This is a genomic window from Dietzia sp. CH92, assembly GCF_032248695.1.
In the GTDB taxonomy this organism is placed as follows: Bacteria; Actinomycetota; Actinomycetes; order Mycobacteriales; family Mycobacteriaceae; genus Dietzia.
In genome coordinates, this window is sequence record NZ_JAVHXC010000003.1 from 258,810 (window position 1) to 273,488 (window position 14,679).

The 14,679-nt window shown below is 72.5% G+C and carries 13 protein-coding genes; 4 read left to right on the forward strand and 9 right to left on the reverse strand.

Features of this window, described 5'->3' with window-relative positions; translation table 11 throughout:
* Positions 1 to 30: 30 nt before the first annotated feature.
* The 4 genes from RWK90_RS07650 to RWK90_RS07665 form a co-directional block, all read right to left on the reverse strand.
* Positions 31 to 288 (reverse strand): HPr family phosphocarrier protein, encoded by a 258-nt coding sequence (locus RWK90_RS07650; protein ID WP_314036438.1) that lies wholly within the window; start codon positions 286 to 288, stop codon positions 31 to 33.
* Positions 289 to 361: 73 nt separating this feature from the next.
* Positions 362 to 2,518 carry a fructose-specific PTS transporter subunit EIIC gene (locus RWK90_RS07655; RefSeq protein ID WP_314036440.1) on the reverse strand — a complete coding sequence of 719 codons (2,157 nt, stop codon included), beginning with the start codon at positions 2,516 to 2,518 and terminating at the stop codon, positions 362 to 364.
* Between the two features lie 50 nt (positions 2,519 to 2,568).
* The gene (locus RWK90_RS07660) at positions 2,569 to 3,528 is read right to left on the reverse strand and encodes a 1-phosphofructokinase family hexose kinase (protein ID WP_314036442.1); all 960 of its coding nucleotides are present in this window, start codon (positions 3,526 to 3,528) and stop codon (positions 2,569 to 2,571) included.
* Positions 3,525 to 4,292 carry a DeoR/GlpR family DNA-binding transcription regulator gene (locus RWK90_RS07665; RefSeq protein WP_314036444.1) on the reverse strand — a complete coding sequence of 256 codons (768 nt, stop codon included), beginning with the start codon at positions 4,290 to 4,292 and terminating at the stop codon, positions 3,525 to 3,527. Before RWK90_RS07665 ends, RWK90_RS07660 begins: the two co-directional genes overlap by 4 nt.
* Before the next feature lie 135 nt (positions 4,293 to 4,427).
* Here RWK90_RS07665 and RWK90_RS07670 point away from each other — a divergent pair, with 135 nt between their 5' ends.
* Both RWK90_RS07670 and RWK90_RS07675 read left to right on the forward strand, forming a co-directional pair.
* Positions 4,428 to 6,158, forward strand: coding sequence for a putative PEP-binding protein (locus RWK90_RS07670; protein ID WP_314036446.1), 1,731 nt, complete (start codon positions 4,428 to 4,430; stop codon positions 6,156 to 6,158).
* A gap of 62 nt (positions 6,159 to 6,220) precedes the next feature.
* On the forward strand, positions 6,221 to 6,973 hold the full coding sequence (locus RWK90_RS07675) for a dienelactone hydrolase family protein (protein WP_314036448.1): 753 nt from the start codon (positions 6,221 to 6,223) through the stop codon (positions 6,971 to 6,973).
* A gap of 87 nt (positions 6,974 to 7,060) precedes the next feature.
* Here the strand turns inward: RWK90_RS07675 and RWK90_RS07680 are convergent, their stop codons facing one another.
* The 5 genes from RWK90_RS07680 to RWK90_RS07700 are packed head-to-tail and all read right to left on the reverse strand — an operon-like array spanning position 7,061 to position 12,209.
* On the reverse strand, positions 7,061 to 7,585 hold the full coding sequence (locus RWK90_RS07680; protein WP_314036450.1) for a nuclear transport factor 2 family protein: 525 nt from the start codon (positions 7,583 to 7,585) through the stop codon (positions 7,061 to 7,063).
* Entirely contained in the window at positions 7,582 to 8,301 is a 720-nt protein-coding gene (locus RWK90_RS07685; RefSeq protein WP_314037088.1) for an ABC transporter ATP-binding protein, read from the reverse strand. Before RWK90_RS07685 ends, RWK90_RS07680 begins: the two co-directional genes overlap by 4 nt.
* Before the next feature lie 2 nt (positions 8,302 to 8,303).
* Positions 8,304 to 10,109 (reverse strand): ABC transporter permease subunit, encoded by a 1,806-nt coding sequence (locus RWK90_RS07690; protein WP_314036451.1) that lies wholly within the window; start codon positions 10,107 to 10,109, stop codon positions 8,304 to 8,306.
* Position 10,110: 1 nt separating this feature from the next.
* Positions 10,111 to 10,977 carry a branched-chain amino acid ABC transporter permease gene (locus RWK90_RS07695; RefSeq protein ID WP_314036453.1) on the reverse strand — a complete coding sequence of 289 codons (867 nt, stop codon included), beginning with the start codon at positions 10,975 to 10,977 and terminating at the stop codon, positions 10,111 to 10,113.
* Entirely contained in the window at positions 10,974 to 12,209 is a 1,236-nt protein-coding gene (locus tag RWK90_RS07700; RefSeq protein WP_314036455.1) for an ABC transporter substrate-binding protein, read from the reverse strand. Before RWK90_RS07700 ends, RWK90_RS07695 begins: the two co-directional genes overlap by 4 nt.
* Before the next feature lie 140 nt (positions 12,210 to 12,349).
* Between RWK90_RS07700 and RWK90_RS07705 the strand changes: the two genes are divergently transcribed.
* Together RWK90_RS07705 and RWK90_RS07710 are read left to right on the forward strand one after the other, a co-directional pair.
* Entirely contained in the window at positions 12,350 to 13,087 is a 738-nt protein-coding gene (locus tag RWK90_RS07705; protein WP_314036457.1) for a helix-turn-helix domain-containing protein, read from the forward strand.
* A gap of 246 nt (positions 13,088 to 13,333) precedes the next feature.
* Positions 13,334 to 14,533, forward strand: a complete 1,200-nt coding sequence (locus tag RWK90_RS07710) for a 12-oxophytodienoate reductase (protein ID WP_314036459.1) — start codon at positions 13,334 to 13,336, stop codon at positions 14,531 to 14,533.
* Positions 14,534 to 14,679 lie beyond the last annotated feature (146 nt).

Consider the following 14,679-nt stretch of genomic DNA (forward strand, 5'->3'; position numbering starts at 1 on the left):
ACGACGCCCTGCGCCCCGCCCGCAGGGCCGTCAGTCGGCGTCGAGGTCCTGCTCGATGAGGGCGGCGATCGCGGCCACGGCGTCGGCGTCGTCGCCGCTCACCGTGACCTCGGCGCCCTTCTCCGCGCCGAGCGCCATGATGAGCATGGCGGAGGCGGCGTCGGCCTCCTCGCCGTCGAAGGTGATCTCGATGTCCGTGTCGTACTTCTCGGCGGCCTCGGCGATGACGCCGGCCGGGCGGGCGTGCAGGCCCTCGGCCGATCCGACGATGACGGTCTTGCTGGCCATGATGGCTCCTCCTGTGGGGTGGGTGGCGGGGGCACGGGGGCCGGTCTCTCCCGCCATCGTGCAGTGCGGTCGGTCAGGCCGCGACCGGCTCGGCCGCGGCGGTCGGCGCCGCAGCCGGGGTGCGGCGGGCGGACTTGGCGGTGACCACGGCCGCGCAGGCGACGAGCGTGCCGGCGAGGATGGCCACGAGGTAGCCCCACACCGGGCTGATCGCGAACACCACGAACAGTCCACCGTGCGGCGCGTACGACTCCACGGAGAACGCCATGATGAGCGCGCCGGTGACGGCGCCGCCGGCCATCATCGACGGAATGACGCGGAGCGGATCGGCGGCGGCGAACGGGATGGCGCCCTCGGTGATGAAGCTGGCGCCCAGCAGGAACGCGGCGCGGCCGTTCTCCTGCTCGGCCGGGCTGAACAGGCGCTTGCGCACGACCGTGGCCAGGCCCATCGCCAGCGGCGGCACCATGCCCGCGGCCATGACGGCGGCCATGATCCGCAGGGTGGCCGGGTTGTCGGCCACGAGGCCGGCGGTGGCGAAGGTGTAGGCGGCCTTGTTGACGGGCCCGCCGAGGTCGAAGCACATCATGAGGCCCAGGATGACGCCGAGCAGGATCACCGAGGAGCCGGTCATGCCGCCGAGCCACGACTCCATGGCCTCGGTGAGCGCGGCCAGCGGGCGGCCGAGCAGCAGGAACATGAGCAGGCCGATCGCCAGCGAGCCGATGAGCGGGATGAGCACGACGGGCATGAGTCCGGAGAGCCAGCGCGGGGTCTTCCACGTGGTCATCCAGCGCACGAGGTAGCCGGCGAGGATGCCGGTGACCAGGGCACCGATGAAGCCGGCACCGAGGGTCGCGGACAGTGCGCCGCCGACGAAGCCGGGCGCGATGCCGGGGCGGTCGGCCAGGCCGTAGGCGATGTAGCCGGACAGGACGGCGATCATGAAGCCCATCGCGGCCTGCCCGATCGCGAACAGCACCGCACCGAGGTAGAGGCGTAGTCCGGTGTGGGTGAGCACCTCGGCGCCGGCGGTGCCGGCGGAGACGATCTCACCGTCGAGGTACCAGACCTCGCCGGGCAGGTCGGTGAGGGTGAACGAGGTGGACAGCTCCTGCCACACGAACGCGACGTCGTAGCCGGCGAAGAGGAAGCCCAGCGCGAGGAGCAGGCCGCCCGCGGCGACGAACGGGATCATGTAGGACACGCCCGTCATGACGGCGCGCTGCAGGCCGCGGGCCCAGTGCTCGTCGGCGCCGGACGTGCCCGACCCGCCCGAGCCGGTGCCCGCGCCATCCCCGGAGTCGGCGGACACGCGCCGGGCGCGGGGGTCGCGCGCGGCGGCCAGGGCCTCGTCGAGGACGCGGTCGGGGGCGTCGATGGCCTTCTTCACGCCGTACTCGACGACGGGTTTGCCCGCGAATCGGCCGCGGTCGCGGACGCCGACGTCGGTGGCGAACACGACCGCGTCGGCCGCCTCGATGACGCCCGGGTCGAGCGGCGTGGCGCCGGCCGAGCCCTGGGTCTCGACCTGCAGGTCGACGCCGCGGGCCTGCGCGGCCTGGGCGAGGGAGTCGGCGGCCATGTAGGTGTGGGCGATGCCGGTCGGGCACGCGGTCACCGCGACCAGGCGCAGCGGCGCGTCGCCTCCGGCGGTGGGCGGGGTGCCCGCACCGTCGGCCGTGGTCGCCTCGCCGTCGGCCGTGGTCGCCGCACCGGCGCCGGGCGCCGAGGGAGCGGGCGACGACGAGGACGACGACGAGGTCTTCCGCCCCTGGCCGACGAGCACGTCCTCGATGGTCGCGACCGCCTCCTCGGGCGTGGCCGCGGCCCGCAGCGAGTCCACGAACTCGGCCCGCACGAGATTGCGCGCGAGCGTGGCGAGCAGCGTCAGATGCTCCTTGCCGCCGCCGGCGGGGGCGCCGATCATCAGCACCAGGTCGGCGGGCCCGTCCTTGGCCCCGAAGTCGACGGGCGGGTCGAGGCGGGCGAACGCCAGGCTCGGGGAGGTCACCGCCTCGGACTTGCAGTGCGGGATCGCGATCCCGCCCTTCATCCCGGTGGCGGCCTTGTCCTCGCGGGCGAGCAGGTCGCGGACGAGGGCGTCGTGATCGTCGGCGCGGCCGGCGTCGACGAGGGTCCGGGCGAGCGCCCGGATCACCTCCTGCTTGGTGCCGCCGAGGTCGGCGTCGAGCCGCACGGCGGCGGTCTCGATGATGGGCTGGTTCATGGCCGTGCTCCGTGTCGTGATGAGAAGGGGTGGGGCGGGGACGAGGGGCCTCAGTCGAGGCGTCTGAGGGTGGGCCGGAAGGTGGCGGGGTCCAGGCCGAGCGGCAGCCCGGTGCCGGGCAGGGAGGCGGCCACGCTGCCGTGGCAGACCGCCCACGCCAGCCGGTCCCGCGGCGGGAGTCCGCGGGCCCCGGCGAGCAGATATCCCGCGAGCGCGGAGTCGCCGGCCCCGACCGTGGACCTGACCTGCACGGCGGGGGTGTTCGCGAACCACGTCTCGTCGTCGTCGACCAGGACCGCTCCCGCGCCGCCCAGGGTGACCAGGACCGCGCCGACGCCACGGTCGCGCAGGGCGCGGGCGGCGGCCACCACGGGGGCGGTGTCACCGCGGGCGGCGCGGCGCTCCAGCTCGGCGCCGTCGACGCCGGCGAGCTGGCCGAGCTCCTCACCGTTGGGTTTGACCAGGTCCGGCGCCGCGTCGGGCAGGCGCGCGGCGAGCGCGGCCAGGGGCGCGTCGGAGGTGTCGACGGCGAGGCGCGCCCCCGCCGGGCGCAGGGCGGTGACAAGGTCGGCGTAGACGTCGGCCTCGACGCCACGCGGCACGGACCCGCACAGCACCACCCACTGCGCGTCGCGGGCGAGGTCGGCCACCGTGGAGCGGACCCGCTCGAGCGTGGCGGGGTCGAGCTCGGGCCCCGGGGCGTTGATCTTGGTCGTGGTGCCGTCGGGGTCGGCGAGGGTGAGGTTGACCCGCACCCCGCCGGTCGCCGGCACCACCGACGTCGCGACGCCGGACGCCGCGCACATCGTCACGAACGGGTCCCCGGGCGGCGCGGGGAACACCGCGCGCGCCTCCACGCCGCCGGCCGCCACGACGCGGGCGACGTTGACGCCCTTGCCGCCCGGCGAGTCGTCGACCGACGCGATGCGGTTGACGCCGCCCACCACCAGCGGCGCGGGCAGGTGGGCGGTGCGGTCCACCGACGGGTTCAGGGTGAGCGTGACGATCATGGGAGCACGACCTCGATTCCGTGGGAGTCCAGCGCGGCGGCGAGCTGGCCGGGCGGGGGCGCGTCGGTGACGAGGACGTCGACCTGGTCGAGGCACGCGAACGAGACCAGGAACTCGTGCCCGAACTTGCTCGAGTCGGCCAGCACCACGACCCGCCGAGCGGCGCCGCACATGGCGTTCTTCACCGCCGCCTCGTCCGGGTCCTGGGTGGTGAGGCCGCGGTCGGGGTGCAGGCCGTTGGCGCCGATGAACGCCACGTCCACCCGGATCGCGTCGAGCGCCCGCAGCACCGACGGGCCCACGCACGCGCCGGTGAGGCCGCGGACGGTCCCGCCGAGCACGTGCAGGTCGTCGGCCGCCGCGCGGTGCAGTCCGTCGGCGACGGGCACGGAGTTGGTGATGAGCGTGAGCCCGTGGTCGGCGGGCAGCGCCTCGGCCAGCGCGGCCGTGGTGGAACCCGCGTCCACCAGGACGGCCCCGCCGCGGCCGGGCAGCAGTCGCAGCGCGGCCCGGCCGATCGCCGATTTGGCCTCGACGTTCTCCGAGCGACGCGCGGCCAGTGTCCGCTCCACCCGCCCACCCGGGACGGCCGGGACCGCCCCGCCGTGGGTGCGCTCGAGGTGGCCCTCCGACTCCAGCACCGACAGGTCGCGGCGGATGGTCTCCGCGCTCACGTCCAGGTCCGCGGCGAGCTCGGCCACGGTGACCCGCCCGGAGGCGGCGAGGGTCTCCATGATGCGCCGTCGTCGCTCGCTGCCGTACATGGTGAGCCTTTCGCCTGTGACCGAGTGTGTTGAATTCTGCCCGAAACGGTTGGAAAGTCAAGCGGGTTTCGTTATTCTCGTCACATATCCACTCGATCGGCCGGGCGCGGGCGTCCGGTCCGCTAGGAGTTCGCAATGTCGCAGCAGTCGAAGGCCGGAGCGGTCATCCGCGGCACCGGCGTGGTCGCCGGACTCGCCTACGCCCCCGCCCGGTGGGTGGTCCGGCCCGACGCCCTCGGCGGACCGGCCCCGGCCGGATCCCCGGGCGCGGTGGGATCCCCGGGCGCGGTGGACGAGGAGGCCGTCGAGCGCGGCCGGGAGTGCTTCGCCGCCGCGGCGGCCACGGTCGCCGACCGCCTCGACCAGCGGGCCGCCCTGGCCACCGGCGTCAGCGCGGAGGTACTCACCGCCAACGCCGTCCTCGCCCGCGACCGCGGCTGGGCCAAGGAGGTCACCAAGGAGTTGACGAAGGGCGCGGCGGTCGAGGCCGCGGCGGTCGCCGCCACCGAGAGCTTCGCCGCCAAGTTCGCCAAGATCGGCGGCCGGCAGGCCGAACGCATCACCGACCTGCGCGACCTCTGCGCCCGCGTGGTGGCCGAGCTGCGCGGCCTGCCCGAACCCGGGATCCCCGCGCTCGACGAGCCGAGCGTCCTGCTGGCCGACGACCTCGCGCCCGCCGACACCGCCGGCCTCGACCCGTCGCTGGTGCTGGCGATCGTCTGCGAGCACGGCGGCCCCACCTCGCACACCGCGATCATCGCCCGCCAGCTCGGCATCCCCTGCATGGTCGCCGCCGGCGGCCTGTCCGCCGTCGCCGACGGCACCACCGTCCTCGTGGACGCCGGAGCCGGCACCGTCACGGTCGAGCCCGAGGAGGGGCCGGCAGCGGCGGCGGCCGAGGCGGACCGCCGCACCCGCGCGGCCGCCGCGACCTGGACCGGGCCCGCCGCGCTCGCCGACGGTCGTCCCGTCTCCCTGCTCGCCAACGTCCAGGACGGCGAGAGCGCGGAGGCCGCGGCCGCGGGCCCGGCCGGTGGCATCGGCCTGTTCCGGACCGAGCTGGCGTTCCTCGACCGCGCCGCCGAGCCGACCCACGACGAGCAGGTCGAGCTCTACGCCCGCGTCCTCGGCGCCTTCCCCGACGCGCGCGTCGTCACCCGCACCCTCGACGCCGGCTCCGACAAGCCGTTGGCGTTCGCGGGCATGACCGAGGAGGACAACCCGGCGCTCGGCGTGCGCGGCATCCGCGTGGACCTCATCGACCGCGGACTCCTCGACCGGCAGCTCGACGCCCTCGCCGCGGCCGGGCGGCAGGTCGGTGGCGCCCAGTCCTCGCCGTGGGTCATGGCTCCCATGGTGGCCACTGTCGACGAGGCCCGCGACTTCGCCGAGCGCTGCCGCAGCCGGGGCCTCACGCCCGGGATCATGGTCGAGGTGCCGTCCGTCGCCGTGGCGGTGGACCGCTTCCTGCCGCACGTGGACTTCCTGTCGATCGGCACCAACGACCTCACCCAGTACGTCATGGCCGCCGACCGCATGTCGCCCGATCTGGCCGCGCTCACCGACCCGTGGCAGCCCGCCGTGCTCCGCCTCATCCGGGGCGTCGCCGAGGCCGCGGCCGCCTCGCCCGACGGGCGCTCGATCCCCGTGGGGGTGTGCGGCGAGGCCGCGGCCGACCCCGACCTCGCGGTGGTGTTGCTGGGTCTCGGCGTGACCTCGCTGTCCGCGGCCACCGCCGCCCTGCCGCACGTCGGCGCGGCACTGGCCGGGGTCACGCTCGAGCAGTGCCGCGAGCTCGCCCGCGTCGCCCTGGACAGCGACACGGCCCGCGACGCCCGCGAGGCCGTCCGCGCCGCCCGCGGCTGAGCGCGGTCGCCAGTACGGTCGGGGGCGACACCGCAGAGACGACCGCGACACCGGGAGCCGCCATGACCGAAGACCTGCGCATCGACACCGCCGACGGGACCGCGGAGGCGTTCGTCTCCCGTCCCGGCGCGGCCGACCGGGACCTGCCGGGCGTGCTGCTGTTCCCCGACATCTTCGGCCCGCGACCGCGGATCCACGCGATGGCCGACCGGATCGCGAGCTGGGGCTACGTCGTCCTCGTCCCGAACGTCTTCTACCGCGCCGGCACCGTCGCCGAGCTCGCACCCACCACGGACCTGCGCGAGCCGGGAGAGCGCGACGCGTACCTCGAGACGGCCGTGCCGCGCATGAACGCCCTCACCTCACAGCTGTCCCGCCTCGACACCGCCGCCTACCTCGAGGCCCTGACCTCCCTGCCCGGCGTCGCCGGGGACGTGGGGGTCATCGGGTACTGCATGGGTGCCCGTCTGGCCCTGCGCGCCGGCGGCGACCACCCCGACCTTGTCGCCGCGGTCGGCGGCTTCCACGGCGGCGGGCTCGTCACCGAGGAGCCGGACAGCCCGCACCGCAGCCTGGCCACCACGCGCGCCGCGGTCCTGCTGCGTCACGCCGACGAGGACCCGTCGATGCCGCCGGAAGGGATGGACGCCATCACCTCGCTCGCGCGCGAGTCCGGGGTCGCGCTCGACCAGGCCGTCTACCCGGGCGCGCCCCACGGGTATTCCATGGCGGACACCTCGATGTACGACGAGGCCGCGGCCGAGCGGCACTTCGAGGACCTGCGCGAGCACCTGGCCCGCCGACTCTCGCGCTGATCCCCCGGACGCGCCAGAGCGTTCCGCGCACCCGCCGCTGGGGCGATGTGTGCGGAACGCTCTCGGTGACACGCGCGGACCGGTGGGTCAGAGGGGCTGCATGTAGTCGAAGAACCCGGGGCTGTGGTCCTCGCGCAGGCGGGTCAGCCGTCGGTAGCTGATGAGCCAGTGGCCGTCGACCTTCCGGTATTCCTCGTGGTAGTGACCGAACCCGTGGAGGTACTCCTCCTCGCCGCGGTCGTTGGTCCACCACAGGCGGTCCTCCATCGGCCAGATGCCGACGGCGGTGGTGTCGGAGGTCAGGGTGATCTCCGGGGCGTGCCCGTGGTGGACGGTCGTCACGTGGGTCGAGCCGCCGAGCATGCCGCGGATCGCGGCCGTCAGCGCCTCCGGCCCCACCACCCGGTTCGACGTCCCCTGGGTCTGCGGTTGCTTGTCCTCGGGCAGGCCGCCCCAGGTCTCGCTCACCACGTCGTCGGTGTGCAGCGTCGGGTAGATGTCCCACCGCTTCTCGTCGAGCGCCCGCAGTCGGGCCGCGAACACGCGCCTGATCTCCTCGATCGCCAGCGCCTGCTCGCCACTGCTCAGGGTGATCTGCTCGGTCACCGTCATCCTCCCAGGTAGATCGCTTGCAGCAGCTCGCCGTCGCGGTACTGCTCGGGTGGTCCGGCCGAGACGATGCGGCCGGAGTCCAGGACCGCGACGGTGTCGGCCACGTCCAGGGCCACGTCGACGAGCTGTTCCACCACGACCACGGCCAGGCCCTCGTCGCGCAGGGTGCGGGCGGTGTCGAAGACCTCGTTGCGGATGGCCGGGGCCAGGCCGGCGGAGGGTTCGTCGAGCAGCAGCACCTGTGGGTCGGCGGCGAGGGCCTGGGCGATGGCGAGCATCTGTTGCTGGCCGCCGGACATGCCGCCGGCGCGGTCGGTGCGCTTCTCGTGCAGGATGGGGAACCGTTCGTAGGCGGCGGCCAGGGCCTTCTTGCGGTGGGGCGAGCGCATCGACCAGCCCGGTCCGGAGTAGGTCCCCAGCAGCAGGTTCTCCTCCACGGTGCGGGTGCGGAAGATGCGTTTGCCCTCCTGGACCAGGCCAATCCCGGCGGCGGCGCGCTTGTGGGCGGGCAGGGCGCTGATGTCGCGGCCGCCCACCGAGACGGTGCCGGAGCTGATGGTGGGCAGCAGCCCGGCGATGGCGGACATGAGCGAGGTCTTGCCGGCGCCGTTGCGGCCGAGGATGACCTGCAGGGTGCCGGCGGCGACGTCGAGGTCGACGTCGTGCAGGACGGTCAGGTCGCCGTAGCCGCCGCCGAGCCCGTTGATCTGCAGCATGGTCACTGGGCACCTCCGGTGTTCTCGGGCGCGCGGCCCAGGTATTCGATCGCCACGTCGGGGTGGTCGCGGATCTGCTCGGGCGGGCCCTCGACGAGGGTGGTGCCGCGGGACAGGACGTGGACGTGGTCGGCCAGGCGCATGACCAGGGGGAAGTTGTGCTCGACCAGGATGATGGTGACCCCGGCGTCGCGGATGCGGCGAAGCAGGTCCTCCAGTCGGGCCAGGTCGCCCTCGTCCAGGCCGGAGCCGACCTCGTCGAGCAGCAGCACCGACGGCGAGGCGGCCAGGCAGCGGGCGACCTCGACCAGTCGCCGGTTGCCCAGGGGCAGGGAGTCGACGTCCTTGTCCATGATCTCGGCCAGGCCGAGGGCGCCGAGCAGCTGTTCGGCGCGGGCGGTGGCCTGGCGCAGCGTGCGGCGGTGCCCGGGCAGTCGCATCACGGTCTCGGCCAGGGAGGCCGGGTCGGTGAGGTAGCCACCCAACGCCACAAAGTCCACGGTGGTCACGCCCTCGGGCATGATCGGCGTCTGGAAGGTGCGCATCACCCCGGCGCGGGCCACGGCGTCGACGCTCATCGTGTGCAGGGTGCGGGCGCCGTCGCCCTGGCCCAGGTGCACGGCGCCGGTGTCGGGGCGCAGGAAGCCGTTGATCATGTTGAGCACGGTGGTCTTGCCGGAGCCGTTGGTGCCGATCAGGGCGGTGATCTCACCCGGGCGGGCGGTGAAGCTGACCCCGCGCACGGCGTGGTTGCCGCCGAAGGACTTGTCCAGCTGGTCCACCACGACCGGCTGGCCGCGCAGGCCGTCCAGCTCGAGGGCCTCGCCGGTGTGGGTGTGTGCGCCGGCGGTGTGGCCGGGTGCGGGCAGGTAGCGGCCCAGCCAGCGGCGCACCAGGCCCACGACGCCGTCGGGCAGGGCGATCGCGAGCACGACCAGCAGCAGACCGAAGACGATGAGCTGGTACTGGTTGAACCCGGTCAGCGCGTCCTCGGTGAAGTGCAGGACCGCCGCGCCCAGCAGTGCGCCGTAGATGGAGGTGCCGCCGCCGAAGACCGACGCCGCGAGCAGGGTGATGGCCAGGCCGAAGGTGAACGAGTCGGGGGCGATGAAGCCGTCCATCCACGCGAACAGTGCCCCACCCAGGGCGGGGGCGATGGTGCCCAGCACGTACACCTTGAGCTTGGTGCGGTACACCGACATCCCCAGCGCGCCGGCCAGCTCCGGGCTCTGGCGCAGCACCAGAAAGCCGGTGCCGTGCGGGGACAGGATGATGTTGCGCACCACCAGGAACCAGATCGCGGTGACCGCGACCACGACGATGTAGTAGCCGTAGGCGCCCAGCTCCGAGCCGAAGAAGGTGGCCCGCTCCACGGCCATGCCCTGGCCGCCGCCGGTCCAGCGGGAGAAGATCTCGATGAGGTTGGGCACGATCAGCACCAAAAAGAACGTCACCATCGCCAGCGGCCACCCGGACAGGCGCAGGCTGGGCACCCCGGTGACCAGGCCGACGATCACGGCGCCGACGATCACCGCGGCCAGACCGACCAGCAGGTCGTGCTGGCCCAGCGACATCCCGACGAACCCGGCGATGTAGGCGCCGATCGCGTAGAACGCGACCTGGCCCACCGCGAGTTCGCCGGCGTAGCCCAGCACCAGGTTCAGGCCCGAGACCATCAGGGCCAGGGTGGCCACGAGCATGATGTCGCGGGCGGCCACGGCCCCGATCAGACCGAACGAGGGCCCCACGAGCAGCACCACCACCAGCAGCAGCGGCAGGGCCGGGGCGAATTTGCGAAGTGCGGACATATCAGACCGTCCTTTGTGCCGGGGCTCCGAAGAACCCGGCGGGCTTGACCAGCAGGATCACCAGCAGCAGAACGAACACCGCGACCTGGGCGTACTCGGCACCCAGATAGCGCCCGGCCAGCGCGGACAACAGGCCGGCGATGAACCCGCCGATCAGCCCGCCGAGCTGGTTGCCGGCGCCGCCGATGACCACCGCGACGATCCCCAGCACCGCCAGGGCGTGCCCGAGGTTGGCATCGGCGTAGGTGTTCCCGGCCACGAACAGGCCCATCCCACCGGCCACCGCACCGGACAGGGCGAACGCGCCCATCCCCAGCCCGCGGGCGTTGATGCCGCGCGCCCCGGCGGCATCGGGATCCTCGGCCGAGGCCAACGCCCCCAGACCGACCATGGTGCGGGTCATCGTCAGGTGCAACGCGATGACGACGACGACAACGAGCACGATGAGCAACAGATCACTGGGGCGCACGATCCCGCCCAACAGGCGCACGGTGTCACTGGTGACCACTGTGGGCACCGAGCGGGGCCGATCACCGAAGATCACCTTGACCACGCCCTCGACGATCTGCGAGACACCGATCGTCACGATCAACGCGGTCAGATGCCGATGCTCGGCGATGAGCTTCTGCAGCGCCAACCTCTCCATCAGCACCGACAGCACCGCCACCACGACCGCACCGAGCAGCACGCCCACCGGCCAGGGCAGACCCCACTCCACGGTCACCACGAACGCCGAATACGTCCCGGCCATCAGGAACGTCGCGTAGGCGAAGTTCACCATCCCCGCCGACAGCAACACGATGTTGTACCCCGTCGCGATAAGGGCGTACAGGCTGCCCAGGACCAGGCCCTGCCAGATCGTGGTCACGACCGCTTACCCGGCACGTACATGCCACCGTCGTCATACATGCCCGGGTCGATGTAGAGGAAGATCTCCGGCGGGCTGAACGGGAAGTGATTGTCCTCGGAGTACTGGTAGGAGTTCGGTCCCTTCGAGTCGGTGAGCCACGGGGTGGCGTCGCCGCCCTCCTCGGGCAGGTCGTTGTAGAAGGTCTCGATGATCGAGGCGGTGTCGGTCTTGCCGCCGTTCTGCTCGACCGCCCACGCGGTGAGCTGCACCGTCGCGGCGGAGACGGCGGGCAGACGCACGCCGGTCTGCGGCAGGGTGTCGCCCTCGGGGACGGCCTTGACCTTCTCGATGAACTCGACCATCTCGGCGGGGGTCTCCCCCTCGTTGACCGTCCAGTTGGACTGGATGACCTGCACCCCGCGGAGCTGCTCCTCGGAGAAGTCCTCGACGAAGGGGTACGTGGAGGAGGTCTGGTTGGAGAAGCTCGGGATGTCCCAGCGCATGCCGGCCCGCGACCGCATGAGGTACTGGACCGGGGTGCCGTATCCCTCGAAGATGAGTGCGTCGGGGTTCTGCGAGCGCAGCTGCTCGAGCTGAGCGGTCATGTCGAGCGCCTCGGGCTGGTAGCCCACCGAGACGAACTCGAGGCCCGCCGCCGTGATCTCCTTGCGATACGCCGCCTCCGCGGCCTGGCCCGTGGGGTTGTTCGAGAAGATCATCGCGATCTTCTCGAAGCCCTGCTCCTCGGCGATCTGCACGAACGGCGGCACATAGGCGTCGGTCAGTTCGGCGGTGCCGAAGTGGTACGGGAACGCCTCGGGGTCGTTGAGCTGCGAGGCGACGGTCCCGCCGAGGGAGAGGATCTCCTCGCGCGTGGTGATCGGCAGCAGCGAGAGCGACACGGCCGAGGACCCACCGGGATAGACCAGGTCGGGCTTCTCGCCGGAGTTGATGAGCTCCTGCAGCGCACTCACCGCGCTCGTCGGGTCGTTCTGGTCGTTGTTCTCGATCAGGACGACCTCGCGGCCGCCGATCCCACCCGCCGCGTTGGCGTCGTCGACCGCGACCTTCATCCCGGACAGCAGCGCACGACTCAGGGTCGCGGTCGGTCCGGTCATGTCCGCGGTGAAGAACACGCGGAACGGGCCGTCGGAGGTGGACTCTTCGCCGAGCTGCTGGCCTCCACACCCTGCGAGGACGAGGGGCAGCGCGAGCGCTCCGGCGAGGAGCTTTGACGCGGGACGTGTCACGAGGGCACACCTTTCAGCAGAAACCAACCAAGCACTTTCTTGGTTCGGGACGAATCTATGCCGTACGTCACAAACAAGCAAGCGATCGCTTGGTAATCCCGGCGCGCACTTTCGGCGTGGCATGGGGTAAACATGTGCTGATGGAGACCCGTCGGGAGCAGATCAAGCGCGTCGCCGCCAGACTCTTCGTCGAGCGCGGGGTCGGCGGCACCAGCGTGCGCGACATCGCCGACGGCGTCGGGCTCCTGTCGGGAAGCCTGTATCACCACTTCGCCTCGAAGGACGCCATCGCCTTCGCGATCCTGGACGACTTCATCCGCGACCTGAACGCGCTCTACGCGTCCGTCCTCCCTCACGTGAGCGGAATGCGGGAGGAGCTACGCGCGCTGCTGTACTCGTCCATCGAGGTGGCCGAGAAGCACCCGTACGCGACGGAGATCTACCAGAACGAGCTGGCCTACCACGGCCCGCAGGCGCCGGAGGAGATCGCGGACGGCGTACGCAGGGCCAACCGGTTCTGGCTGGATACGGCGACGCGGGCCCGGGACAGCGGGCAGCTACGGGAAGGGCTCGACCCGGAGGAGTTCTCGCGGATGGTCCGCGAGAGCGTGTGGTGGTCGGTACGCCAACACCGCGAGGCGCTGGCCGAACGCGGAACCACCATCGCCGACACGCTCCTGACCGTGTTCCTCGACGGCGCCGCCGTCACCGCCGCCGGCCCCAGCCCGTCCGGGACCGACGCGCGCGCGGGGTCCCCGTCCGCGGCGGCCCCCTCCGGCGAGGGCCGCATCCCCGCGGCGGGGCCAACCGAACTCGAGCGTCGACTCCTCGCCCTGGAGAGCAAGGTCGCCGCCCTCGAGTCGCGGCCGCTCATCTGACGCGGGTCACGTCACCGGGCGCGCAGACGGCTGACCTCCGACTGGCGCTTCTACGGTTCGCTTGGCTAGCCTCGAGCAATCGCTTGCGAAAGAAACGTGAGCCGCACCTCGGAATCCGAGCGGCGGATGCGGACTTTCCCGCGAGCGCCACGTACAGTCGACTCATATTGACAGTCGTCAACCTGCGATGGAGCCCGGCGCGGGCCGACAACCGTCGCCACACGGAGAAGCACGAGGTCTCGCATCATGACTCCGCTGGTCGCCCCCGGTCGTGAAGCACTGTTCCAGCCGCTCGACGTCCGGTCCCTGCACCTGGCCAACCGCCTGGTCATGTCGCCGATGACGCGGATGGACTGCCCCGGCGGTCTGCCCGACGAGATCAACCGGGACTACTACTCCGCGCGCGCTGCGGGCGGGACCGGGCTCGTCGTCACCGAGGGCATCGGGGTGGACCACCCCACGGCGGTCGACCACTCCGCGATCCCGCGCCTCGACGGACCGGAGTCCGTGGCGGCGTGGCGCGTGGTGACGGACGCCGTCCACGCCGCGGGCGGCCGGATCATGGCGCAGCTGTGGCACGTCGGTCCGCTGTGGGGCGCGAACGCCCGCTTCGACCGCGAGAACCGCGACCGCCTCATGGAGATGCATCCCATGCGCCCGTCCGGGCTGTGGGGCACCCCGGGTGTCACCACGTACTCCGAGCGGAGCATCGAACGCTGGTCGCCGGCGGTGGAGCCGATGACCGAGGCGGACATCGCCGAGGTGATCGCCGCGTTCGCCCGGTCGGCGCGCTACGCCCTGGACGCCGGATTCGACGGGGTGACCCTGCACGGCGGCCACGGGTACCTGCTCGACGCGTTCGTCTGGGCCGACACCAACCGGCGCACCGACGAGTGGGGCGGCGACCTGGCGGCGCGCAGCCGCTTCCCCGCAGCGGTGGTCGCGGCGGTCCGCGAGGCGATCGGTGCCGACGCCCCGCTGTTCTACCGCTTCTCGCAGCACACCCAGCAGGACTACACGGTGCTCAAGGCGACGACCCCCGACGAGCTGGGCGTCTACCTGGGCGCGCTCGCCGAGGCGGGTGTCGACCTGTTCGACGCGTCGACGCGTCGGTTCAGCGATCCGGCGTTCCCCAACCTGGAGGGTGACGACGGCAAGGTGACCCTCGCGGGATGGGCCCGCCGGCTCACCGGTAAGCCGTCGGGCGCGGTCGGCGGCGTGGGGATCGGGACGTCCCTGCGTGAGCAGAAGTCGGGCAAAGCGGCCGTCGCGTCGGACAACATCGATTCGGTCATCGAGTGCATGGAACGCGGCGAGTTCGATCTCATCTCCATCGGCCGGATGCACCTGGCCGATCCGGCGATCGCCCGCGTCCTGCGGGCCGCCGAGCCGCTGCCGGAGTTCGACCGCGAGGTGCACGAGGCGCCGCTGCGCGCCCCCGCCTGATCGGCCTCGCCACCTCTGTAGTGAAAGCGCCCCGCCGCCCACCGGATGACGTCTCGACCGGGGAGCTGCGCGAGGTCCCGCGCGAGAAGTAGCCTCACCGGCCGACGGGGCGTCGACGAGCCCGTTGTCAACCCATCGTTGACAGC